This is a genomic window from Litoribaculum gwangyangense (genome assembly GCF_039543505.1).
GTDB lineage: Bacteria > Bacteroidota > Bacteroidia > Flavobacteriales > Flavobacteriaceae > Litoribaculum > Litoribaculum gwangyangense.
In genome coordinates, this window is sequence record NZ_BAABJW010000001.1 from 698,616 (window position 1) to 723,648 (window position 25,033).

Sequence of the window (25,033 nt, forward strand, 5' to 3'; positions counted from 1 at the left end):
AAACACATATCTAGATCTAACCAAAAACCTAAAATTTAATTCCAAATCCAGTGTAAACACCTATAAAAAAAGGCGTAAAATTTCCAGAAGTATTTTTAAATGTGTTAATTTGATATTTAAACAGGGGCTCTAAATTCAAATCTATTTTCTTTGAAACTTTATAGTTAAAACCTAAACCAAAATTAGCACTGTAACTTATTTTATTTATATTATTGGCTTCACCTAAAAATGTTCTGCTGCCGTTTTCTGCATTAGAATATATTTCGTTGTTATTTAAAAAGAAAGAACTAAATCCTCCAATAACATTTACTCCTAATTTTTTATCAGAAAGGTTATATTGAATTTCTAATGGAATTTCAATATAACCCAAAGCTTGATTAATGGATGTGTTTGTGGTTGAAAAATCCACAGGAACTGAATTGTTATTCAAATTCTCAGCACTGATAATGGAAACACCACTATCACTACCTGAACCACTACCAGAATTAACATTTTGTAATGCACTACTACTTGAACTAAGTCCAGCCGATTGGAAAACAATCACATCATTCGTGTTATAACCTAAATTGACTTTATTAATACCTGAGCGAATGGTTATTTTATTATTGATAGCATAACTTGCTAAAAGACCATAACTCATGTTTAGCTCACCACTTTTAGAGTTTTTGTTAAATTGAGGATCGATTGAAGAACCTTCTCCTAAAGTGTTAAAATAAACTGGCGCAGCATTTGGAGCGATACTCCACCTGTTTTGTTGTTCTTTCTTCTCTTCAATAAGATCTTTGTTCTTCTCTAAAGCCTCTGCTATGGTAAGTGTTTTATTTTCTCCATTAGCTGGATATGTTTCGGTTACATCATATTTTGTATCACTAGCAATATGTTTATTACTAGTGTTATTAATAAGTTCTTTAGTTTTTTCTTTGTCAATTAAAAGGGTTTCATTTTGGTTTTCTTCGCCATTTGATGAGGCAATAGAAATATTGTTTTCTGATGTATCTTGAGGAGTTTTATTGGTAGTTATTTCTTTAGAGATATTGGCAATAGCATTGTTAGAATCTGAATTTTCTAGTGTATTGATATTGCTTTTGTTGCTATTTTTTGAATTTGAGTTTTTTTTAATTGTCGATGGCTTTAAAGATGTTAAACTATTCTGTGTAGTTTTTAAATTCGATTTTTCATTCGAATTCTCAGTATTTTCTTTTTCGTCAATATTTTCTACAACAGATGTTTCAGGTGCATTGGTATCTATTAAATCCTCAATGGTGTTTTCATTATCAGAAGAAGTACTCTCATGTTCAACAACTTGATTTTCTGGAACCATATCATCTAAATTGCTAAAGTAGTTAAAGCCAATAGATAAAAGTAAAATCAATAAAGCAGCAATACCAGCATATCGCCACCATATAGGGATAACACGGTGCTTTTTCTTTTTCTGGTTTAGCTCGGCTTCAATACGTTTCCAAACCGTATCGTTAGGTGTGGCTTCAAAATCCTTGAGGCCTTCTTGAAAGATCCTGTCTATATGTTTTTTGTCATTCATCATAACGATTGTGAATGTTCATTTGTTTTATAATTTTCAATAGTTTGCTTCAAAATATATCTAGCTCGTGCTAAATTTGATTTTGAAGTACCTTCATTGATGTCTAGCATTTTTGCTATTTCTCTGTGTGAATAACCATCAAGAACATAAAGGTTAAAAACCATACGGTATCTATCTGGTAATTCTTGAATGATTTTCAACAGGTAATCGATAGAGATGGTATCTTCATCAACCTCCAATTCAACATTTTCAATGGTATTTTCATTTATTATTTCAAAAACTTTTTCGTTGCGGTAACGCTGTAAAGCCGTATTTATGGCAATGCGTTTTAGCCAACCTTCAAAAGAACCTTTGTTTTTATATTGTTCTATCTTTTTAAAAATAGTCAAAAATGCATCTTGTAAATTATCTTCAGCTTCGGCATAGTTCCGCGAATACTTCAAACATATGGCGAATAATTTGCTTGAAAAAAGCTTGTATAACTCGCTTTGTGCTTTAGTATCATTTATTTTACAATTTTCTATGAGTTGTTTTAAACCCAAATTAAACATGTATTAATTAATACTTAATCTATTACCGGTATTTCAATAGTTAAATATATGGGTTCCCCTTCGGCATCTTCTCCTTGCCAAAATTTAAAAATATAGGACCCATTGCTCGTTACAATAAAATTAAAAGTAGCTTCTACTAAAACATCATCTAGTGTTTCGCAGTCATTTCTATCAAAAACATAGGTAATAGGTGCAATGGTACGTTCATTATTTTCTTTTAAATAATAAAACTCTTTAAAGTTATAACATGTTGAAGGTCTAAAATATGAAACGGTTATTAGGTAGGTTTGCCCAAGTTGAAACTCATTCGGGATATCTACACTCTCAACAGGTAAAACTTCAAAACTATAGTTTTCTCCATCATCATTTACACTGCAGGACATAGTTAGTACTGCAAAACAAATGGCAATTAATTTTTTCATAGTAAGTAAATTAGGGGTTTATTTAATACATGTTACACCATTTAGATGCACATTTTATTAAAAGGTTGCGTATTTACCAAAAAAATCCCGCTTTCCACGGGACTTTTTTAAATTATTTACCTGAAACTATCGCTCTCACTTTGGCTTCTAGTTCATCCATAAGTTCTGGATTATCTTTTATGAGGGCTTTTACTGCATCGCGGCCTTGCCCTAACTTAGTATCATCATAACTAAACCATGAGCCGCTCTTTTTTACTATTTCATGCTCAACGGCTAAATCTAATATTTCACCTACTTTACTAACCCCTTCCCCATACATAATGTCGAACTCTGCAGTTTTAAAAGGTGGAGCCACTTTGTTCTTTACCACTTTAACACGGGTTTTGTTACCAGTTACATTGCCATCGGTTTCTTTTATTTGAGTTGACCGACGAATATCTAATCTCACAGATGCATAGAATTTTAAAGCATTTCCACCCGTTGTGGTTTCTGGGTTTCCAAACATAACACCAATTTTTTCACGCAACTGGTTTATGAAAATAACAGTACAGTTTGTTTTACTAATAGATGCTGTTAATTTTCTCAAGGCTTGAGACATTAAACGGGCATGTAATCCCATTTTTGAGTCGCCCATTTCGCCCTCAATTTCACTTTTAGGAGTCAGGGCTGCTACAGAGTCGATAACCACAATATCAATAGCTCCAGAACGAATCAAATTATCAGTAATTTCTAAAGCTTGTTCACCATTGTCTGGTTGTGAAATGATTAAATTATCAATATCGACACCTAATTTTTCAGCATAAAACCTATCAAAGGCATGTTCTGCATCTATAAACGCAGCAATACCACCAGCTTTTTGTGCCTCAGCAATGGCATGCAAGGTTAAAGTTGTTTTTCCTGAAGATTCAGGACCATAAATTTCAATAACACGACCTCGAGGATATCCACCAACGCCCAGGGCGATATCTAAACCCAAAGAACCAGAGGGTATGGCATCAACATCTACAATCGCAGAGTCACTCATTTTCATGACCGTTCCTTTTCCGTAAGCCTTATCCAGTTTATCTAATGTAAGTTTCAGTGCTTTTAATTTTGCTTCTTTTTCGCTACTCATTGCTTTATTTTTCTATAAAATTGTATGCTAAAATACTACATCTTTTATCAGAATACAATTTTATCACGCAACCTTTTTTAACATTCTGCATCTATGAAATGAAGAGGAAAGATTTTGCTATGGGTTTCCTTATGATGGTTTGAAAATTAGACTAACTCAAACTATAATTATTTAAAGCACTTCAATTATTGAAGTGCTTTTTTCACTTAATCAATTGTCTTATTCTCTTAAAATTGTACTTTTGTACCTTAATAATTCTTTAACCTTATAAATTAGTATAGCATGCAACTGTACAATAAACTAAGCGCAAAAGAAAGAGCAGAATTAATCGATAAAGCTGGAAAAAATCGATTAACACTTTCTTTTTACAAATATGCCAAAATTGGTAATCCACAAACTTTTAGAGATCATTTGTTCTTAACGTGGGATGCACTCGATGTTCTGGGTAGAATTTACGTTGCCCACGAAGGTATTAATGGCCAATTATCTTTACCAGCCGATAGATTTAAAGAATTTAAAAAGCATTTAGATTCCATCGATTTTTTAAAAGGCGTAAGACTGAATATTGCGGTAGAGCAAGACAATAAATCGTTTTTAAAACTCAAAATAAAAGTACGTCATAAAATCGTTGCCGATGGTTTAAACGATGATACGTTTGATGTTAGAAATAAGGGCATACATGTAGATGCTGAGAAATTTAACGAACTTATTGAAGATCAACAAACCGTTTTGGTAGATATGAGGAATCATTACGAAAGTGAGATAGGACATTTTAAAAACGCCGTAACGCCAGATGTAGATACGTTTAGGGAATCATTAGATATCATTGAAGAAGATTTAAAAGACCATAAAGAAGATAAAAATCTGGTGATGTATTGTACAGGCGGTATCCGTTGTGAAAAAGCCAGTGCCTATTTTAAGCATAAAGGTTTTAAAAATGTTTATCAATTGGAAGGCGGCATAATTGAATATACGCGTCAGGTCAATGAAAAAAATCTTGAAAACAAATTTTTAGGAAAGAACTTTGTTTTTGATGAGCGTAGAGCCGAAAAAATCAGTGATGATATAATTGCCCAATGCCACCAATGTGGCGAACCTTTTGATGTACATACCAACTGTGCTAATGATGCTTGCCACCTGCTTTTTATCCAGTGTGATAAATGCAAAGAAGAAATGAATAACTGTTGTTCTACCAACTGTAAAGAGATACATGCGTTGCCCTATGAAGAACAAAAAGCTTTAAGAAAAGGGCAAGGTAACAGTAACGATATTTTCAAAAAAGGACGTGCAGATCATCTTCCCTATAAGAAAGATTTGAGAAATATTTTTGAGGTTTTGAAAAAAGAACAAGTTTAAAAGCGTAATTAAAAAACTTCCTTTTTTAAGTCAGCATAATAATCTTATCTTTACATCGATAAGAGTTTTTTTGAATTTCTCAAAAACCCTTTAATTTGTTGTTTCCAATTTTTTGGAAAACTAAATTATTTACGAACCTCCTTCCAGTAAAACCATGGTTTTGGCTGGAATCAACATACATAATATATGGCTTGTGCAAGTTGCTCAACTAAAGACGGCTCACCAAAAGGCTGCAAAAATAATGGTACTTGTGGAACAGATAGTTGTAATAAACTAACTGTTTTTGATTGGTTATCCAACATGTCTCTACCCAATGGAGAAAAGCCTTTTAACTGGGTTGAGGTCCGCTATAAAAACGGTAGAAAAGAGTACTACTACAATTCTGAAAATTTAACTTTAAGTATTGGTGACATTGTTGCTACCCAAGCACAATCGGGTCATGATATTGGCATGGTTACCCTTACAGGTGAGCTGGTACGGGTTCAAATGAAGCGTAAAAACATTGCCGAAAACATTGATGAGGCCTTAAAAATTTATAGAAAAGCCAGCCAAAAAGATATTGATATTTGGAGTGAAGCCCGCGATAAAGAAGAACCTATGAAGGTTAAAGCACGCCAATTTGCTATTGATTTGAAACTTCAAATGAAAATTTCGGATATTGAATTTCAAGGCGATGCCAGTAAAGCCACATTTTATTATACAGCCGAAGAACGTGTAGATTTTAGAGAACTCATAAAAGTGTTTGCGCGCGAGTTTAGAACGCGTATTGAAATGAAACAAGTTGGTTTTCGTCAAGAAGCAGCAAGACTTGGTGGTATTGGCTCTTGTGGTCGCGAATTATGTTGTTCCACTTGGTTAACCGATTTCCGTTCGGTAAGCACGTCGGCGGCCCGTTACCAGCAATTATCATTAAATCCGCAAAAACTGGCAGGCCAATGTGGCAAACTAAAGTGCTGCTTAAACTATGAGCTCGATACTTACATGGATGCTCTAAAAAGCTTTCCTAAAACCGATATTAAACTTCAAACTGAAAAGGGAACAGCAGTATGCCAAAAAACCGATATTTTTAAAGGTCATATGTGGTATGCGTATGAAGGTGAATGGATGAATTGGCACAAAATAACTACCGAACAGGCTAATGAAATTATCGCTTTAAATAATAAAAATAAAAAAGTCGCCAGTCTTGAAGAATATGCTTCTAGTGTTACTGAAGACACTAAAACCGAATTTGGAAACGTTGTAGGTCAAGACAGTTTAACACGTTTCGATAGTCCAAAACGCTCTAACAAACGTAAAAATAATAAGAGGAAAAGAAATCAGGGCAACAAAAGCGCAACATCAAACAACGACAATCCAAATCAAAAGAATAAAAGAAAAAATAACAATAAAAGAAAACCTCAAAAAACGAATAATGGTGCGAAGTAATGTTGTGTTATTTCTTTTTATAGTTTCTTTTATAGGCTTAGAGTCTTGTGATTCCAATCGTGTTTACGATACGTATCAATCGGTTCCCAATAAATGGCATAAAGACTCTGTTGTAAGTTTTAAAGTAAATCCTCCAGATTCTACTAATGCCTACAATTTATTTGTGAACTTAAGAAATACCAATGCCTACAAATACAATAATTTGTTTTTAATTGTCGAAATGGCATATCCACACGGTAAAACAATAAAGGACACCTTAGAATATAGAATGGCGGAACCTAGTGGTAAACTACTGGGAACAGGTTACACCGATGTTAAAGAGAATAAACTGTGGTACAAAGGCCATGAGTCTTCATTTGTTTTCAATGAAGCTGGAACTTACACGGTTAATATACAACACGCTATGCGAGAAAACGGAAAAGTGAATGGCGTAGTTGAACTTGAAGGGATTACGGATGTTGGCTTTCGAGTAGAACATACAAACAATTAACGTCACTTCGAGAGTTTCAATTATAAATTGGGATGTATCGAGAAGTATTTATTAAAAAAGAGTACATGGCTAAAGCAAAAAAAAATCAAACAGCAACACAAGATTTTTCAAAATACATTCGTTGGTTTTGGAAGCTGTTTTTAGGAGGTTTATTAATCGTTCTATTTGCGTTTTTACTGGCATCCTGGGGTGTTTTTGGTGAAATGCCAGATCATACTGTTTTAGAAAATCCAAAAACTAATTTAGCCACTGAGATTATTTCTTCAGACGGGAAAACTTTGGGGAAGTTTTATTTTAATGACAATAGAACTCCTGTGAGTTATGAGGAATTACCTCAAAATTTAGTAGATGCTTTAATAGCTACGGAAGATGCTCGCTTTCAAAAGCATTCTGGAGTTGACGCTAGAGGCACTTTAAGAGCTATGTTAACTCTAGGAAGTGGTGGAGGCGCTAGTACCATATCGCAACAATTGGCAAAACAATTATTTCATGGCGAAGGTTCTTCTAATATAATTGAACGCGTTCTTCAAAAAGTTAAGGAATGGATTATTGCAATACGTTTAGAGCGCCAATACACGAAAGAGGAAATTATTGCGCAATATTTCAACATTTATGATTTTGGAAATAATGCCGATGGAATCCGTAGTGCTTCAAGAATTTATTTCAATAAAGAGCCTAAAGATTTAAATCTTAAGGAATCTGCCATGTTAGTGGGCATGTTTAAAAATTCATCTTTGTATAATCCTAGAAGAAATCCTGTAGGGGTTAAAAACAGAAGAAATGTGGTTTTGGCCCAAATGTATAAATATGATTACATAGATGAAAAGCTAAAAGATTCACTTCAAAATACCGAATTGGATTTAGACTATTCTCCCGAATCGCACCGTGAAGGTATTGCCACTTATTTTAGAGGGTATTTAGATGGTTTTATGAAGGAATGGATTAAAAACAATCCAAAACCAGATGGCACCAAATGGAATTTATACAACGACGGACTTAAAATTTACACCACCATAGATTCACGCATGCAAAAATATGCTGAAGATGCTGTAGAACAACATATGCCTAGGTTACAAGCTGAGTTTTTTCATCAAAATACACCCCAACGTAATCCAACAGCACCCTTTTTAGAACTTGACCAAAATGAAATCACAGATTTATTGAATCGCTCCATGAAACAATCTGAGCGATGGCGACACATGAAGTATGACTTAAGAAAAGATGACAAGGAAATTATTGAATCGTTTCAAAAACCAATACAAATGTCAGTATTCGCCTGGAAAGATGGGAAACCTTCTGAGATAGACACGATTATGAAACCTATGGATTCTATGCGTTATTATAAATCGTTTTTAAGAACAGGTATGATGTCTATGGATCCACAAACAGGCCATGTAAAAGCTTGGGTTGGTGGGATGAATTATAGGCATTTTCAATATGATATGGTGAAACAAGGGAAACGTCAAATAGGTTCTACCTTTAAACCGTTTGTTTATACCGCTGCTATTGACCAACTTCATTATTCACCATGCGATCAATTTCCAGATACGCCGTTTTGTATTGAAGCTGGGAAGTTTGGTAACCCAGAAGAGTGGTGTCCTAAAAATTCGGGAGGAGATTATGGCGGACAGCGAACTTTAAAAGACGCCTTAGCAAACTCTGTTAACACCATCACCGCAAGATTAATCGATAAAGTTGGGCCTCAAACGGTTGTAGATTTGGCTAAAAAGTTGGGTATTGAATCACAAATGCTTCCTGTGCCTTCAATAGCTCTTGGAACTCCGGATATTAGTGTTTATGAAATGGTAGGTGCATATGCTGCTTTTGCAAACCAAGGTGTTTACACTAAGCCCGTGATGGTTACGAACATTGAAGATAAAAACGGTACCATTCTGTATCAATTTAAACCTGAAACACGCGACGTAATAAGTGAAGAAACCGCTTATGTCACCGTAAAACTTATGGAAGGCGTAACCCAAAGTGGCTCAGGGGTTCGATTAAGGGGTAAAGGCGCAGATGCTTACAGAGCAGATTACAGAGAAATTGTTACAGGCTATCCTTACGAATTTACAAATCCTATAGCAGGTAAAACAGGAACGACTCAAAACCAAAGCGATGGTTGGTTTATGGGCATGGTACCAAATTTGGTAACCGGCGTTTGGGTAGGTGGCGAAGATAGAGCTGTGCATTTCCCAACTATTACTTATGGTCAAGGTGCTGCTATGGCATTACCAATTTGGGGCTTATATATGAAAAGTTGTTATGCTGATAAGGAGTTGAATGTATCTAAAGAAGATTTTGTGGCTCCAGAAAATCTTTCAATAAACATTGATTGTTCTCAAATGTCATCTCAAGATTTAGACAAAGAAAATGAAAAACCAAAAGATTTAGAGTTTTAAATATTTTTAGAAAACTCTACAAAAAAGTTTACAGAATCAGGGTTTTTCATGGCGTCCATATTAATGGATTTTTCAAAGGGCATCTTTAACAAAATCTTTTTTATAGGTGCTTCCATTTTTTTGCCACTAATAGTATAAGGAATATCTGGCACTTCTATAATCTCATCGGGCACATGTCTAGGGGAATATTCCGTTTTTAATTGATGGTTGATTTGAGATTTTATATCGTCTGTTAATACAATGTTTGGTTTCATTTTAACAAATAAGGGCATGTAGTGTCGACCGCCTTCAAGTTCCAAATTAACAATTAAAGCGTCTTCAATAGTTTTGATTTTATTTACGGCTCTATAAATTTCTGCGGTTCCAATCCTTATTCCGTGACGATTTAAAGTAGCATCCGACCTGCCATAAATAACCAGCCCGTGCGTTTTGGAGTTGATTTTAATAAAATCACCATGGCGCCATTTACCGGGATAATCTTCAAAATAACTGGCTTTATAGCGTTTGTTGTTTTCATCGTTCCAAAAGTAAATGGGCATTGAGGGCATGGGTTTATCAATCACCATTTCACCCAATTCATTTTCAACAGGAATACCATTTTCATTATAGGCAAATAAGGAAACACCGAGCGCACGACATTGAATTTCACCTTCATAAACCGGATAATCGGGGCAACCACCCACAAAGGCTGTACAAACATCGGTTCCCCCAGCCATAGAGCACAACCAAACATCTTCTTTAATATGCTTGTAAACATACTGAAAAGCTTCAGGTGGCAATGGCGCACCAGTTGAACTAATAGAGCGAATAGAGGATAAATTATTAGTGTTTTTTGGAATAATTTCATTTTTCATACTAGCCACCAAAAATGGCGCACTGGTGCCAAAATGATTAATGTTTACCTTATCGGCAAAATCCCATAAGGTATTTAAATTAGGGTAGCTGGGACTTCCATCATATAACACAATGGTTGCACCCATTAATAAACCTGCTTGAACAAAATTCCACATCATCCACCCAGTGGTTGAAAACCAAAAATAAAGTTCACCTTTATGTACATCGTTGTGAAACGCCATATACTTTAAATGTTCCAATAAAATTCCCCCTTGCGATTGTACGATAGGTTTGGGTAGGCCTGTGGTGCCTGAGGAATACAAAATCCATATAGGGTCATTAAATTCTACAGCCTCAAAAGTAAGCTGTGGTGGGTATTCTTGCCAAATGGTGTTGATGTTTACAAATTCATTTGGAAATTTAGCTAAACCACGCTCATTCAGATAAGGGAGAATTATCACCTTTTCCAATGATGGTAAAGCAGAAACCATATCTGTAACAATTTTGGTTTTATCGAAGGGTTTATTGTTGTAGAAATAGCCATCTACAGCAATAAGTACTTTAGGTTTTATTTGAAAAAATCGATCAATAACACTATCTAAACCAAAATCTGGAGATGTACTAGACCAGATTGCACCGAGTGAATTGGCTGCTAAAAAACAAATAGTGGCTTCGGGTACATTTGGTAGAAACGCAACTACTCTATCCCCTTTTGTAACCCCTAGAGATTTAAGATAGCTTGCCATTGAGGCAACTTTAAGCTTAAGTTCCCTCCACGATATATAATTTATGGTACCAGATTCATGACCAAAAATAATAGCTGGTTTATTGGTATCATAGTTTTTAAAAACATGTTCGGAATAGTTTAATGTGCCACCTTCAAACCATTTTACCCCGGGCATTGACTGAGAAGAAATCACCTGAGTGTAAGGCAAGTGAAAGTTTACATCAAAATAATGACAAATACTTTCCCAGAAGTCTTCAATATGATTGATAGACCATGACCACAGTGCTTCATAGTTTTCAAAATGAGTATGGTAGTTTTTAGCTAACCAAGTCCTATAGCTACTAAGGTTACTATTTTCTTTAAACTGATTTGATCCTTCCCAAAGTTTTTTCATTTCTAAGCCACTTTTAATCAAAGATAATTATTTAGATTTTCACTAAAAGGCACTAAACAAACTTTAATTTTAGACAAAAACACCTTAAATGTTAAATAAAAATGCATTTCATCGAAAATATATGTTTTTAAACGGATTATATAAAAAATATTTCCATATTAGCAGTCCCCAAATAAACCAAAATTAATTATAGATTTCCCCAAATCTATCATAAATTTTAAACTTATGAATATGGCCACAAATCTACCTGAACTACCTACTAATGATGAAAGCAAGTTCAAAGAAACTGTAAAAGAAAATCTACAGTTTTTAAGGAGTTTGTTTTATTTGACCAAAAAAATATTTATGCTATAATTGTTTAAGCATTTATAAAAATTCTATCCCGAAGGCTTTCGGGATTTTTTTTTGCCCCAAATCAAAATTTATAACCCCTTGGGAATGGCGTCAATTAATTTTTTGGTGTAGTCTTTTTTAGGATTTGCATAGATTACATCTGCATCATCCAATTCTTCAATTTTGCCCTCATTCATCACTAGTAATTGGTCGCTCATATATTTTACTACAGCTAAATCGTGTGAAATAAAAATATAGGTAAACCCAAAATCTTCTTTTAGTTGGTTAAGAAGGTTTAAAACTTGTGCCTGTACCGAAATGTCCAATGCCGAAACCGATTCATCACAAACAATTAATTTAGGATGTAGGGCAATGGTTCTGGCAATACCAATACGTTGCCTTTGTCCACCAGAAAATTCATGGGGATATCGGTTAAAATAATCCTCACTCAACCCCACTTTGTTTAAAATTTCAATGGTTTTTTCTTTTCTCTCAGCATCAGAATTATAAAGTTTATGCACTTTCATGGGTTCCATAATGGCTTCGCCAACAGGAATTCTTGGATTCAAGGAAGAATAGGGGTCTTGAAAAATAATTTGAATATCTTTTCTTAGCTTTTTGATTTCTGAATTTGGTAGCTTCGTAATATCGATACTTTTATAGATAATTGAACCAGCGGTTGCTCTATCCAATTGAAGAATTGCGTTACCTAGAGTGCTTTTTCCGCAACCCGACTCGCCTACCAAACCTAAAGTTTCACCTTCATAAAGTTTAAAACTCACATTATTTACAGCTTTAAATTTAGTCGGTTTACTAAACCAGCCACTAGTTGAAATGTATTCCTTTTCAATATTTATTATTTCCAATAAAGGTAGTTTACTGTAGAGTTTTTTATGATTTTGTTTGCGCTCTTCAGAAGTTACAATCTTATTATTGGTTGTATTGTTTAAGTAATCTTCGATGGTAGGCAGTATTTTTAATCTATTTTCTAATGATGGACGTGAATTAATTAATGCTTTGGTGTAAATATGATGAGGATTCTTAAAGATTGTATTGGTATTTCCTTTTTCAACAATATCACCTTTGTACATCACCAATACGCTATCGGCTATTTCAGAGATTAAAGACAAATCATGGGTAATGAAAATCACACTCATTTTAGTTTCAACCTGGAGTGTTTTTAAAAGTTTAATAATTTCTTTTTGAACGGTTACATCCAAAGCTGTTGTGGGTTCATCCGCTATTAAAATATCTGGTTTGCAAGCAATGGCCATGGCAATCATAACCCGTTGTTTTTGTCCACCAGAAATCTCGTGAGGATAAGCATCATAAATACGTTCAGGGTTAGGAAGTTTTACTTTTTCAAATAACAAAATAGTTTCTTCTTTGGCTTGTTGTTTGGATAGTTTAGTGTGTTGCAATAAAATTTCTTGAACCTGTTTTCCACAAACCATGGATGGGTTTAGAGAACTCATGGGTTCTTGAAAAATCATAGCTATTTTTTTACCACGAATCCTTTGTAATGCTTTTGATGATAATGTGGTTAAATCTTGATTATTGTAAGTTATGGAACCTGATGTTATTTTTGAAATTTTCTTTGGAAGCAATCCCAAAATAGCCAAGGATGACACCGACTTGCCAGAACCTGATTCGCCTACAATACCCAAGATTTCATTTTGGTTAAGTTGATAGGAAATGTTATGAATCACTTCGTTGTTACCAAATGAAATGGAAAGATTTTCAACTTTTAGAATGGTGTTTTCAGGCATTTAGATATGGATAATTTCATCTTCTGTGAGAATGTCGTCTCCACGAAGTCTTAAAAATATTTGTGCTACTGCAATGGTGTCTTTCTCGCAATAATTTATAATTCTGTCAATGTCGTTTTCTTCATAATATACGCGATACACCTCACTGCCATCAATATCGTCTTTAGGTGAAGGAATCCCTAAAACGTTTGTTAGTAATTTTAAAGACGTGTAGGTTTTATAATCACCAAATTTCCACAAATCTAAAGTATCTAAATGGGGCACTTCCCATGGTTTTTTTCCGAAAAGGTTTAATTTATAAGGCAATTCAATATGATGTATTATCATGCGTCTGGCAATGTATGGAAAGTCGAATTCCTTTCCGTTGTGTGCACAAAGTAAATGTTTGGTGTCACTAAAATGAGATATCAAAAGATTTTTAAAGTCTTTTAAAATTTTAACTTCATTCCCAAAAAAAGACGTTACCCTAAAATTTCTAAGGTCTCCTTTAAAAGTAAAATATCCAACAGAGATACAAATTATTTTTCCAAATTCTGCCCAAATACCGGCGCGTTGGTAAAAGTCCTCTGGTGTTTCATCATCCTTTCTTTGGTATTGGGATTTATGCTCCCAAAGAGCTTGTTTAGTCTCATCTAATTCAGAAAAATACTGAACTTCTGGTACAGTCTCAATGTCCAGAAATAAGATGTTTTCTAAATTTAGTTTTGAAATCATTTATTCAACATTTTATAAGCTTCCTCAATATAAGTATCAATATCAGCAGTAAACGAACCAACTTCATTGTTATTTCCTTTTGAGTGTCCAAGTCTTACAATAATAACATTGTCATTTGGTTCCACTATTACATATTGCCCTAAATGGCCACGCATCATAAAAAAATGTTTTTTACCAATATCTTTCATCCACCAACCATAACCATATTGTGGACTTTCTGGAAAACGAGGTGTAATGGATTTTGCTACAAAAGCAGAATCTAAAATTTGCTTTCCGTTCCATTTCCCGTGGTCTTTAAATAGTTTTCCGAAGCGTGCAAAATCTTTAGCGTTACTCGCAATACAGCAATACGCCTTAACTAAATCGTGGTCTTCGCTATCTACTTGCCAAAGCGTTGGGTTTTCAGAGTTTAGGGGTTTCCAGAAGGTTTCTGTTAAATAATCATACATTTTTTTACCAGTTGCTTTCTCTACTACCATGGCTAGTAATTGGGTGTCACCACTTGAATATTTGAATTTTTGCCCTGGCTCATCAACGACCTTTAAACCTAGCATGACCTTTTCTAAATCGTCATCAAAATAAGCGCGCGTTACTATGGAGAATGGCGAATAGTATTTTTCATCCCATGAGGTACCAGACGCCATACTAGATAAATCGCCTACCGTCATTTTAGTAGCTAAACCCTCATTAAATATGGGTAAAAAATCGCTCACAGGTTGGTCTAAACTTTTAATATAACCTTGTTCAATGGCTTTTCCCATAAGACCGGAAACATAGCTTTTTGCCATGGAAAAGGAATTTGTTTGAGAATCTTCATTAAAACCATCATAATAATTTTCGAACCAGATACTGTCATTTTTTATAATAACATAAGCTATGGTTCCGTTGGCTTTATTTATGTCATTTAAGGCCTCCGTTTCTTTGATAGTATTATAGTTTTTGTGATTTGGCCAAGGTTGAGGAATACCGTTTTCCACAATCGCATTATCAAATTTCTTATAATCCTCTAAATAAGCAGTGGTGTAGCCTTGTAAATAAATAGTTCTCACTGCTTTTATAAGATAGTCCGTATCTGTTATAAAAAGCACAAGTATTAATAATCCAAAAACAATGAATATCCATTTAAGGAGTTTTTTAAGAAATTTCATTTTAATAAGTTTAGTTGAATTAAAGATAGGAAAATAATCTTCATTAATTTTAAAACAATGTTTGTTGTTTATATGGATTTTCGTGTTCTAGCAACCATTGTTTTCTATGTAATCCACCAGCATACCCTGTTAAACTTCCGTCTGTTCCAATAACTCTGTGGCAAGGTATAATGATCCAAAGCGGGTTTTTACCATTAGCGTTTGCTACGGCACGAATCGCTTTTACATCGCCCAATTGTTTTGAGAGCTCAAGATAAGATATAGTGTTTCCGTATGGTATTTTGAGAAGTATGTCCCACACCTTTTTTTGAAAATCGGTGCCTTCAGGATTTAATTTGAGGTCGAATTGCTTGCGAATACCTTGAAAATATTCATTAAGTTGAATCACGCAATCTTCTAATACATCGGGAATGATATCGTTAACTTTTTCTTCGGAATTTAAAATGGAAACGGACATGATACCATTTTCATCACCAACAATTTTGGTAAAACCCAGTGGTGATTTGATGATGCAAGATTCCATTATTCAGATACATTGAAGTCTTCTATAATGCCCAATTTTTTGGCACGCGTTTCCCAACTTTTTCTTGCTAGGTGTTGAAGATCTGAAACATTATCGCTTTCATCCATAATTTCCAAACCTAAGAGGGTTTCAATCACGTCTTCCATGGTAACTAAACCACTAACGCTTCCATATTCATCAACTACTAAAGCCATGTGGTTTCTGCTTTCTACCAGTTTTTCAAAAAGATTTGGTATAGGCAAATCTCTATCAACAATAATGATATTTCTTTGGAGCTCGGATAATTTTTTTGAGCCATTGTCCAGGGCCATTTCTTTAAAAATCTCATCTTTAAGAACCAAACCTTTTATATCATCCGGATTATCGGCATAAATGGGGATTCTAGAAAAACGTAAATTAAGATTTCGCTTAAAAAAATCTTCAACAGTGGTGTCTTGATTTTCAGTTTGCATCACCGTTCTAGGTGTCATGACATCCTTTGCGAAAACTTCCTTAAAAGTGAGTAGGTTTTTTATAATCTTGCTTTCGTTTTCTTGAAAAACACCTTCTTTTTGTGCCATATCAGTCATCACCATAAAACTTTCTCTGCTTAAAATACTACCATGACCTTTGCCCCCAATAAGTTTTGTGGTAAGTTGTAGGGACCATAATATACCTGTCCATTTTAAGGGAAAAATTAAAATGGTTAGAGCAGTTGCAGTGAAGTTTGCTAGGTTTTTCCAATAAGTAGCACCAATGGTTTTTGGTATAATTTCTGAAGCCACGAGAATTAAAAACGTCATAATTGCCGAAACAATTCCAACGGTGTTGATTCCAAAAAGTTCTATTTTATATGGTAAACTTTCGGCTTCTATACCAACCATCATCGCACCTAAAGTATGTGCTATGGTATTGAGAGTAAGTATGGCGATTAGGGGTTTGTCAACATCTTTTTTTAAAGTTTCTAAAATTAAAGCATAGTCTTTCCCTTCTTGTTTTTTCACATTTATGAAAGTGGGAGTTACACTTAATAAAACAGCTTCTAGGATAGAGCATAAAAAAGAAAAGAAAATAGATATGGTTGCCCAAAAAATTAATGCGCTCATTAAGAATAAATTTTAGTGTGAAATTACGAAATTAATTTCACAACATCCTTAGCAAAATAACTGGCAATGATATCTCCACCGGCACGTTTTATGGCCATAACTTGTTCCATCATTACGGCATCATGATCTAACCAACCCTTTTCTGCGGCTGCTTTTAGCATGGCATACTCACCAGAAACTTGATATACTGCCACAGGAACATCCACGGCGTTTTTAATGTCCCTAACAATATCTAAATAGCACAACCCTGGTTTTACCATCACTATATCAGCGCCTTCTTCAATATCCATTTGCGTTTCCTTGATAGCTTCCAAACGATTGGCATAATCCATTTGATAGGTTTTTTTATCTTTCGGAATGTTAACCAAATCAACAGGAGCAGAATCTAACGCATCACGAAAAGGCCCATAAAAAGCCGAGGCATATTTAGCGGAATAACTCATGATTCCTGTATTGATAAACCCTTCATTTTCTAAAGCCTCCCGAATGGTTAAAACACGACCGTCCATCATATCGCTTGGCGCTACAAAATCTGCGCCTGCTTTAGCGTGGGAAATGCTCATTTTTGCTAAAATATCCGAAGTTAAATCATTTTTTATTTGTCCGTTTTCAACAATTCCATCATGACCATAAATGGAGTAAGGATCTAATGCCACATCGGTCATCACTAACATATCTGGACATACATTTTTAACCGTTTTAATGGCACGTTGCATGAGTCCGTTTTGGTTTAAGGCTTCCGTTCCTTTGTTGTCTTTTAAGTTATCGGGAACTTTTACAAACAGCAACACAGATTTTAAACCCAGTTTCCAGAGTTCTTTTACTTCTTTTTCCAATAAATCCAAACTATAACGAAAGTAATTTGGCATCGATGGAATTTCATCTTTTACACCTTTGCCTTCTACCACAAAAAGAGGCACTAAAAAGTCATTTGGTGTGATGATGGTCTCGCGAACTAAAGCACGAATCGCTTCGCTGGTTCTAAGTCTTCTATTTCTTCTTAATGGAAACATTTTGAATATGTTTATTCGTTAATGTATTTATTTTGTTATCCAGTCAATAGGATTTCTTAATACTTCTAAGAGCTTTTCCTCATCACTTCCTTTTTTAGGATGATGATCGTAAACCCATTGCACGTGAGGGGGTAAACTCATTAATATACTTTCAATGCGTCCGTTGGTTTTTAACCCAAAAAGGGTACCCTTATCATGAACTAAATTGAATTCTACATATCTGCCACGACGGATTTCCTGCCAGTGGCGTTGTGCCTTTGTATAAGTTAAATCTTTACGTTTTTCGACAATAGGAACATAAGCATCTAAAAAGCTATTACCAACTTCTTTTACAAAGTTATACCAATTTTCCATGGTCATGGCTTCAGAAGCTTTACAATAATCGAAAAACAATCCACCGATGCCTCTGCCCTCATTACGATGCGTATTATAAAAGTATTCGTCACATCGTTTTTTGTATTCTGGATAAAACTCAGGATTATGTTTGTCGCAAGCAGTTTTGCAGGTTTGATGAAAATGTTTAGCATCTTCTTCAAACAAATAGTAAGGTGTTAAATCTTGTCCGCCACCAAACCAACTATCAATAATTTCACCAGTTTCATTATACATTTCAAAATAGCGCCAATTCGCATGAACCGTTGGCACCATAGGGTTTTTTGGATGAAGCACTAAACTTAATCCACAAGCAAAAAAGTCGACATCACCTACGTTAAAATAGGTTTGCATGGATTTGGGAAGTTTACCATGTACACCAGAAATATTGACACCACCTTTTTCAAATACGTTGCCGTTTTCTATAACACGAGTTCGTCCGCCGCCACCTTCAGGTCGTTCCCAAAGGTCTTCTCTAAAAGAGGCTTTCCCGTCAACTGTTTCAAGCGTTGAAGTAATGCGGTCTTGCAGTTCATGTATGTATTTAAAGAATTTGTCTTTCATTTTCATTCAATTTCATGATACAATTCATATAGTTCCATATCCAGAGCGCTTTCTCCAGGAGGCGTGTGCTCATTTTTAAGCGTTTTTATCCAAGTAAAATTACAATTTTCAGCGACTTTGATACTGGCTATATTATCTTTATGAACAATGATTTGAAGCGTTTTAAGATTTAGATTTTCAAAGGCATAATCCGATAAAAGCTTTACTGTATTTGTAGTTATGCCCTTTCCTTCAAAAGGGTAACCTACACAATAAGCCAATTCCCCTTCTTTTTTAACCCAGTCTAATTTTTTTAAATAGATTAATCCCACAAATTGATTCGTATTTTGTTCTTTGATGGTAAATAAAAATTCTTCTTTTTTATGAAATTCTTTAACTTTTTTTTCTGTGAAAATCTTTGATAATTCTGGGGTTAGATTTTCTTTTAGTGTTAAAGGAAAAAAGCGCTTTAATCGATTTTCATTAGAAATGACAAAATTGCAAACATTCCAAGCATCCTCTAGCTTAATCGGTTCTATTTTATGCGAATCAAAATTAAGTTGCATTGGGTAAGTTTGATTTTATTTGTAAGGCATCAACAGTTTTTAATGTGGCTGCAGTAACCGAAAGCGGTAATACAAGAATAACACCAATTATGGGAATCAATAAAAAAAGAATAAAAACAATACCATTGCCTATGGCAATACCGCGGTTTTTTCGGACAAATTGAATGCTTTCCCTGTATTTAAAATGGCGTTCTAAGGTGTAGTCCATATTACCAAAACCAGCATAATAGGCTTGTACGGAAAACAATAAAATTGTTGAAAATATATTGACTATGGGAATCAATTTTAAAAGAAGGATAGGAATAGTTAACAACAGTTCCAGAATTAAATTTCTGCCATTAATTTTTATACCTCGCCATAGTTGTTGCACGAACGATGTGTTTCTTTGCGATTGTGGCGTATTTCCAGTTAAATAAGCTTCAATTTTTTCGGATACTGGACTCATAAAAGGTGCCGACAATGCCATTATGATATGTTTGAAAAGGATAAGCCCAATAACGATAATGATTAAACCACCGATAAAATTACTTATAGTAGAAAAGGTATCTTTCCCCCAATCCCAAATCCAAATTTTTGATATAAATGCTCCTATATTATCAGAGAGTCCATAGGCGGAAACGAAAATAGCTAATGCAGTTACAAAACTAATTAACATAGGAATAACAAAAAATTTCCAGAGTTTGAGTTTAGAGATTAAACCAAAAGCTCCAAAATAGGCTTTTATTCCTGATGTAATGTTTTTAAGCATGATAATCTTTTACCGCATCAATAAACGCTTTGGCATGGTCTAACGGAATATTTGGTAAAATGCCGTGTCCTAAATTTACAATGTATTTATCTTTTCCAAACTCATTGATCATTTGGTGTACCATCTTTTTGATTTCTGATGGTGGCGAAAACAATCTTGCAGGGTCAAAATTACCTTGAAGTGTGATGTTTCCACCTGTTAAATAACGGGCGTTTCGAGCAGAACAGGTCCAATCGATACCCAAGGCGGAGGCACCAGATTTGGCCATCTCACCCAAAGCGAACCAACAGCCTTTGCCAAAAGCAATCACTGGCGCATCATCTTTTAAGGCATCGATAATTTGTTGAATGTATTGCCACGAAAATTCCTGATAATCAGTAGGCGATAGCATGCCCCCCCAAGAATCAAAAACTTGTAAAGCGTTACATCCCGCTTTCACTTTTTCTTTTAAATAAGCAATGGTTGTATCGGTTATTTTTTGAAGTAATTGGTGTGCAGCAATAGGATGGGTAAAGCAAAACTCTTTAGCTTTATCAAAATTTTTACTGCCTTGACCTTGCACACAATAACATAAAATAGTCCATGGAGAACCCGCAAAGCCTATTAAAGGGATTTCGTTGTTTAGCTTTTCTTTTGTAGCTTTTATAGCTTGGTAAACGTAATCAAGTTCAATCGTTACGTCAGGAACAATCACGTTGTCAACGTCTTTTTGAGATCGAATAGGATTAGGTAAATAAGGCCCAAAATTGGGTTTCATCTGTACCTCAATGTTCATCGCTTGCGGAATTACCAAAATATCACTGAATAATATCGCAGCATCCATACCGTAACGGCGAATAGGTTGAACGGTTATTTCACTTGCTAATTCTGGGGTTTGACAACGTGTAAAGAAATCGTATTTTTCTTTTATTGCCATAAATTCAGGTAAGTATCTGCCCGCTTGACGCATCATCCAAACCGGTGGTCGCTTTACGGTTTCTCCTTTTAATGCCCTTAAAAATAAATCGTTTTTAATCATAACTTAAACGTAATATTCGTTTACCAATTCAATTACACTTTCTACCGTTGGAACTTTAGCAACTCTAACATCATTGAAATGTTTTCTTGCTTCTTTAGCGGTGGTTTCACCAATACAAAAAGCAATAATTTCGTCTTTATTTTTTTCAACAAAACTTTCTACTGTAGATGGGCTGTAGAACATCACAGCCTCAACAGTATCTTCAATTTTAAAGCCGTCAAATTTTGTTTGATATGCTTCAACTTCATTTACTTTTATATGGTTTTCGGCTAAAATAGTGGGTAAAGCATCTAGTCTTATATCACTACAAAAATAAGTGACTTCTGTACCTTCAAGGTATTCAACCAAATATTCAGCCAGTGTTTCCGCATTTTTTTCGGAGTGAGTTACTTTACCTATTTTCTTTTCAATTAATCGCTTGGTTCTTCTGCCAACACAATATATATTTTTGAATTGCAATTCGGTTGCTGAATAATTAGTAATTAAAGATTCAACCGCATTTTTACTAGTGATAACCACATTTTGGATTTCATTTTTTAAAAAACGCGGATGAATACGATTCAAGCTTATTTTGATAAAATCACTACTTTCAGGAACGACTTTTTCATTGAATAATAAACGTTGGTCTTCGGTAAGCGATTTAGTTGAAAACACATTTGTTTTTTTATTAGAGTGTTTTATGGTTTCCATGAGGCGCTTTCCACCACGTTCTATTATAAAATCCGCACAAAATTGAGCCATATCTTTATGTTCACCTAATTTTTTAACACGAGTAACGTCAATTCTTTTAGATCCATCAGTGCTTAATAAAACACCCTTAAAATGAATTTCTTCATTTTTAATATAAGCTAAAGCACCTATGGGCGCGGTACAGCCACCTTCCAGCTTATTTAAAAATTCACGCTCAATACCAGTGCAAATTTCAGTTTCTTCATGATTTAATTTGGCACAAGCATTTCTTACAAATTCATCTTCTTCTAAAGCCGTAATCATGATGGCACCTTGAGCTGGCGCAGGAATCATCCAATCAAGATTAATGGCTTCTTCGGGTCTTAAACCAATTCTGCCTATGCCTGCTGCGGCAAAAATAGCACCGTTCCAATTTTCATGGTTTTCCAGTTTTTGCAAACGGGAATTCACATTACCTCGTAAGTCTACAATAGTGTGGGTGGGGAAGCGGTTAAGCCATTGTGCACGTCGTCTTAAGCTTCCTGTTGCTATTATAGCTTTTTTGGAGCTTAAAAATTCTTCATTGTTTTTAAAAACCAATGTATCATTAACATTACCACGTTTTAAGACAGCCGCTTGCACAATACCTTTTGGCAACAAAGTTGGAACATCCTTGAGCGAATGTACTGCAATATCGATATCGTCATTTAACATGGCGATATCAAGTGTTCTAGTAAAAATGCCTGTAATTCCAAGCTCATAAAGGGGCTTGTCTAAAACTAAATCGCCTGTAGATTTTACAGGGACTAGTTCGGTTTTATAACCTAAATTTTCGAGTTGACTTTGTACTATTTTGGCCTGCCATAACGCTAATTCGCTATCGCGCGTACCAATTCTTATGGTTTTAGACATTTTTTGGTGAAGGTTCTAACTGGAACACTTTTTTAATAAGTTCGAGACTTTCGTCCGTAGAAACGCTATCATCTTTTAAATGATGCGCAAAATGATTAGTTATTTTTTGAATGATATTGTTGCTAATTAATTCGGCTTGTGCTTCATTAAAATCAGTCAACTTTTTGCGTTGAGTTTCTAATTCAGCGGCAGCAAAATCATTTAATTTATGTTTTAAAGCCTTAATAGTTGGTGCAAATTTTCTGGTTTCAAGCCAATTGTTAAAGTCTGTTTTGACTTCTTCGATGATGGCTTCTGCCAATGGAATGTGTTTTTTTCGATCCTCTAAAGTTTTATCAGTGATTTTAGATAAATGATCCAGATGAACAAGGGAAACATGATCCAAATCTTCAACATTTTCATTAACGTTTTTAGGAATGGATAAATCCAAAATCAACAAGTTCTTTTTGGTTTGTATAAGTTGTTTATCGATAGTTGGACGTTGGGCTCCTGTAGCAACAATTAAAATATCCGATTTTGAAATTTCTTCTTGCAAATTGGCATAATCTTTAACCACTAAGTTGAACTTTCCAGCAATTTGCTCCGCTTTATCCTTAGTTCTGTTGATGAGTGTTATATGCTCATTTTTGGTATGCTTCACCAAATTTTCACAGGTGTTTCTGCCTATTTTTCCTGTTCCAAAGAGCAAAATGTTTTTATTCGAAATATCTTCAACGGTATTAAATATATATTGAACCGATGCAAAAGACACAGAAGTTGCACCCGAAGAAATTTCAGTTTCATTCTTAATACGTTTACTTGCTTGAATAACGGCATTCACTAAACGCTCGGTAAAATGATTGAGCAAATGGTATTTTTTTGAAATACGGGCACTATTTTTTAATTGGCTAATAATTTCAAAATCCCCAAGAATTTGACTATCCAAACCAGAACCTACACGAAACATGTGCGCAATGGCGTCCTTATTTTTATAAATGTAAGCGACTTCCTGAAACTCCTCAACGGTACCCCGAGCATTATCACAAAGTAATTGAATGAGTTGAAAAGGATGTTGGGCAAAACCATAAATTTCTGTTCTGTTACAAGTTGAGGTTACTATCAAACTTTCAATACCATTCTTTTTGGCTTGGTTGAGTAAGCTAAGTCTAGAATCTTCATCTAAACTAAATCGCCCACGAATATCTGCATCGGCTTTTTTGTAGCTCAAACCAATGGCATAAAAATAGTTATTGCGTGAAATATTATACTTCTGCATGCTGATACCTGAAATGTGGAACAAAAATATAGGGATACTTATTAAAAAAATAACGCTGAAAGAACTTTTAGTATCGTTTCAAGTTTTTTAGGAAGTAATTTTAAAATTATATGATAAATGTTTTATTTTTGCAGTAAAATCAAGTATTTCAACGAATTCTATTTAGAACCAATCTAAATAAAAGCAAAATGAATAACCAAGAAAGTTTACAAAAAAATGTCGTTCAAGGTTCTTTTAAAGAAACCAAAATAGCTGATGATTTTTTGGTTTTAACTTATAAGAATGACCAAAGTGAAGTGCAAAGTATTGTTAAAGAAATAAATAGCGACTTTATTCAATTTCATTTTTGCGTTAAGGGCCATAGTAAGTTTATTTTTAATGAAGGGCGTTATAGTTTAAACGTTTTGGAAGAAAATTCGTTGTTGCTTTATAATCCGCAACGCGATTTACCTATAGATCTTCAGATAGACTCAAATTCTTGGATAGTTTCCATTTTAATATCCATTAAAAAATTCCATGGATTGTTCTCGCAAGAAGCTGGTTATATTACGTTTTTAAGTGAAGATAATAAGGATAAAAAATATTATAAGGATGGTATTATTTCACCATCCATGGCGATTGTACTTAATCAACTTATAAATTTCAACCTAAATCAATCCATAAAAAACCTTTATTTTAAAGGGAAAGCCTATGAATTGTTGAGTTTGTATTTTAATAGAAATGAGGACACCAATGTAGAGCAATGCCCTTTTCTTGTTGATGAAACCAATGTAATAAAAATAAGAAAAGCAAAAGATATTATTATTTCCAGAATGGCAGAGCCACCGAGTTTACAGGAACTTGCCGATGAAATTGGTCTTAATATTAAAAAACTAAAAGAAGGATTTAAACAAATTTATGGCGATTCGGTTTTTAGTTTTTTATTCGATTACAAAATGGAGGTAGCAAGAAAATTATTGGAGTCTGGTGATGATAATGTTAACGAAGTGGGTTTAAAAGTAGGTTACAGCACCGCAAGCCACTTTATTGCTGCTTTCAAAAAGAAATATGGTACCACTCCCAAAAAATATGTGACATCTTTAAACTAAATTTGTAAATGCTTTAAATTGATAC

At 34.4% G+C, this 25,033-nt stretch carries 22 protein-coding genes; 5 read left to right on the forward strand and 17 right to left on the reverse strand.

All coding sequences use genetic code 11. The annotated features are described in order from the left end of the window. Positions 1-28 precede the first annotated feature (28 nt). The 4 genes from ABD963_RS03050 to recA form a co-directional block, all read right to left on the reverse strand. Positions 29-1,543, reverse strand: coding sequence for a porin family protein (locus ABD963_RS03050; RefSeq protein WP_345275463.1), 1,515 nt, complete (start codon positions 1,541-1,543; stop codon positions 29-31). Next, the gene (locus tag ABD963_RS03055; RefSeq protein WP_345275940.1) at positions 1,540-2,082 is read right to left on the reverse strand and encodes an RNA polymerase sigma factor; all 543 of its coding nucleotides are present in this window, start codon (positions 2,080-2,082) and stop codon (positions 1,540-1,542) included. Before ABD963_RS03055 ends, ABD963_RS03050 begins: the two co-directional genes overlap by 4 nt. Positions 2,083-2,105: 23 nt before the next feature. Beyond that, positions 2,106-2,513: a hypothetical protein gene (locus tag ABD963_RS03060; RefSeq protein WP_345275464.1), complete on the reverse strand. Its 408-nt coding sequence runs from the start codon at positions 2,511-2,513 to the stop codon at positions 2,106-2,108. 112 nt (positions 2,514-2,625) lie between these two features. Beyond that, positions 2,626-3,627, reverse strand: coding sequence for a recombinase RecA (gene recA / locus ABD963_RS03065; RefSeq protein WP_345275465.1), 1,002 nt, complete (start codon positions 3,625-3,627; stop codon positions 2,626-2,628). Between the two features lie 282 nt (positions 3,628-3,909). Here recA and trhO point away from each other — a divergent pair, with 282 nt between their 5' ends. The 4 genes from trhO (at position 3,910) to ABD963_RS03085 (ending at position 9,297) form a co-directional block, all read left to right on the forward strand. Further along, positions 3,910-4,983 carry an oxygen-dependent tRNA uridine(34) hydroxylase TrhO gene (gene trhO, locus ABD963_RS03070; protein WP_345275466.1) on the forward strand — a complete coding sequence of 358 codons (1,074 nt, stop codon included), beginning with the start codon at positions 3,910-3,912 and terminating at the stop codon, positions 4,981-4,983. A 186-nt stretch (positions 4,984-5,169) separates the two neighbouring features. Beyond that, a complete protein-coding gene (locus ABD963_RS03075; RefSeq protein WP_345275467.1) occupies positions 5,170-6,408 on the forward strand; it encodes a PSP1 domain-containing protein in 1,239 nt (412 codons plus the stop codon). Next, positions 6,395-6,898 carry a gliding motility lipoprotein GldH gene (locus ABD963_RS03080; protein ID WP_345275468.1) on the forward strand — a complete coding sequence of 168 codons (504 nt, stop codon included), beginning with the start codon at positions 6,395-6,397 and terminating at the stop codon, positions 6,896-6,898. The genes ABD963_RS03075 and ABD963_RS03080 overlap by 14 nt, the downstream gene beginning before the upstream one ends. A gap of 65 nt (positions 6,899-6,963) precedes the next feature. Further along, positions 6,964-9,297 carry a penicillin-binding protein 1A gene (locus ABD963_RS03085; protein WP_345275469.1) on the forward strand — a complete coding sequence of 778 codons (2,334 nt, stop codon included), beginning with the start codon at positions 6,964-6,966 and terminating at the stop codon, positions 9,295-9,297. On the opposite strand, the gene ABD963_RS03090 is transcribed toward ABD963_RS03085, so the two are convergent. The 13 genes from ABD963_RS03090 to hemA form a co-directional block, all read right to left on the reverse strand. Next, complete coding sequence (locus tag ABD963_RS03090; RefSeq protein ID WP_345275470.1) at positions 9,294-11,252, reverse strand: acetoacetate--CoA ligase; 1,959 nt, start codon at positions 11,250-11,252, stop codon at positions 9,294-9,296. The genes ABD963_RS03085 and ABD963_RS03090 overlap by 4 nt on opposite strands. Positions 11,253-11,674: 422 nt before the next feature. After that, positions 11,675-13,354, reverse strand: coding sequence for an ABC transporter ATP-binding protein (locus ABD963_RS03095; RefSeq protein WP_345275471.1), 1,680 nt, complete (start codon positions 13,352-13,354; stop codon positions 11,675-11,677). After that, entirely contained in the window at positions 13,355-14,068 is a 714-nt protein-coding gene (locus ABD963_RS03100) for a 3'-5' exonuclease (RefSeq protein WP_345275472.1), read from the reverse strand. Next, complete coding sequence (locus tag ABD963_RS03105; protein ID WP_345275473.1) at positions 14,065-15,216, reverse strand: serine hydrolase domain-containing protein; 1,152 nt, start codon at positions 15,214-15,216, stop codon at positions 14,065-14,067. Before ABD963_RS03105 ends, ABD963_RS03100 begins: the two co-directional genes overlap by 4 nt. A 49-nt stretch (positions 15,217-15,265) precedes the next feature. Further along, a complete protein-coding gene (locus ABD963_RS03110; RefSeq protein ID WP_345275474.1) occupies positions 15,266-15,739 on the reverse strand; it encodes a methylated-DNA--[protein]-cysteine S-methyltransferase in 474 nt (157 codons plus the stop codon). Continuing rightward, on the reverse strand, positions 15,739-16,824 hold the full coding sequence (locus ABD963_RS03115) for a CNNM domain-containing protein (protein ID WP_345275475.1): 1,086 nt from the start codon (positions 16,822-16,824) through the stop codon (positions 15,739-15,741). Before ABD963_RS03115 ends, ABD963_RS03110 begins: the two co-directional genes overlap by 1 nt. Before the next feature lie 23 nt (positions 16,825-16,847). After that, positions 16,848-17,837, reverse strand: a complete 990-nt coding sequence (gene hemB / locus ABD963_RS03120; protein ID WP_345275476.1) for a porphobilinogen synthase — start codon at positions 17,835-17,837, stop codon at positions 16,848-16,850. A 27-nt stretch (positions 17,838-17,864) separates the two neighbouring features. Then, the gene (gene hemF / locus ABD963_RS03125) at positions 17,865-18,773 is read right to left on the reverse strand and encodes an oxygen-dependent coproporphyrinogen oxidase (protein ID WP_345275477.1); all 909 of its coding nucleotides are present in this window, start codon (positions 18,771-18,773) and stop codon (positions 17,865-17,867) included. A gap of 2 nt (positions 18,774-18,775) precedes the next feature. Next, positions 18,776-19,318 carry a GNAT family N-acetyltransferase gene (locus tag ABD963_RS03130; RefSeq protein WP_345275478.1) on the reverse strand — a complete coding sequence of 181 codons (543 nt, stop codon included), beginning with the start codon at positions 19,316-19,318 and terminating at the stop codon, positions 18,776-18,778. Further along, positions 19,308-20,066 (reverse strand): EI24 domain-containing protein, encoded by a 759-nt coding sequence (locus tag ABD963_RS03135; RefSeq protein ID WP_345275479.1) that lies wholly within the window; start codon positions 20,064-20,066, stop codon positions 19,308-19,310. The genes ABD963_RS03130 and ABD963_RS03135 overlap by 11 nt, the downstream gene beginning before the upstream one ends. Further along, entirely contained in the window at positions 20,059-21,084 is a 1,026-nt protein-coding gene (gene hemE, locus ABD963_RS03140) for a uroporphyrinogen decarboxylase (RefSeq protein WP_345275480.1), read from the reverse strand. Before hemE ends, ABD963_RS03135 begins: the two co-directional genes overlap by 8 nt. 3 nt (positions 21,085-21,087) lie before the next feature. Next, complete coding sequence (gene hemC, locus ABD963_RS03145; protein WP_345275481.1) at positions 21,088-22,665, reverse strand: hydroxymethylbilane synthase; 1,578 nt, start codon at positions 22,663-22,665, stop codon at positions 21,088-21,090. Further along, on the reverse strand, positions 22,658-23,920 hold the full coding sequence (gene hemA, locus ABD963_RS03150; RefSeq protein ID WP_345275482.1) for a glutamyl-tRNA reductase: 1,263 nt from the start codon (positions 23,918-23,920) through the stop codon (positions 22,658-22,660). Before hemA ends, hemC begins: the two co-directional genes overlap by 8 nt. A gap of 188 nt (positions 23,921-24,108) precedes the next feature. On the opposite strand from hemA, the gene ABD963_RS03155 reads away from it, so the two are divergent. Continuing rightward, a complete protein-coding gene (locus ABD963_RS03155; protein ID WP_345275483.1) occupies positions 24,109-25,008 on the forward strand; it encodes a helix-turn-helix transcriptional regulator in 900 nt (299 codons plus the stop codon). Positions 25,009-25,033: the final 25 nt, after the last annotated feature.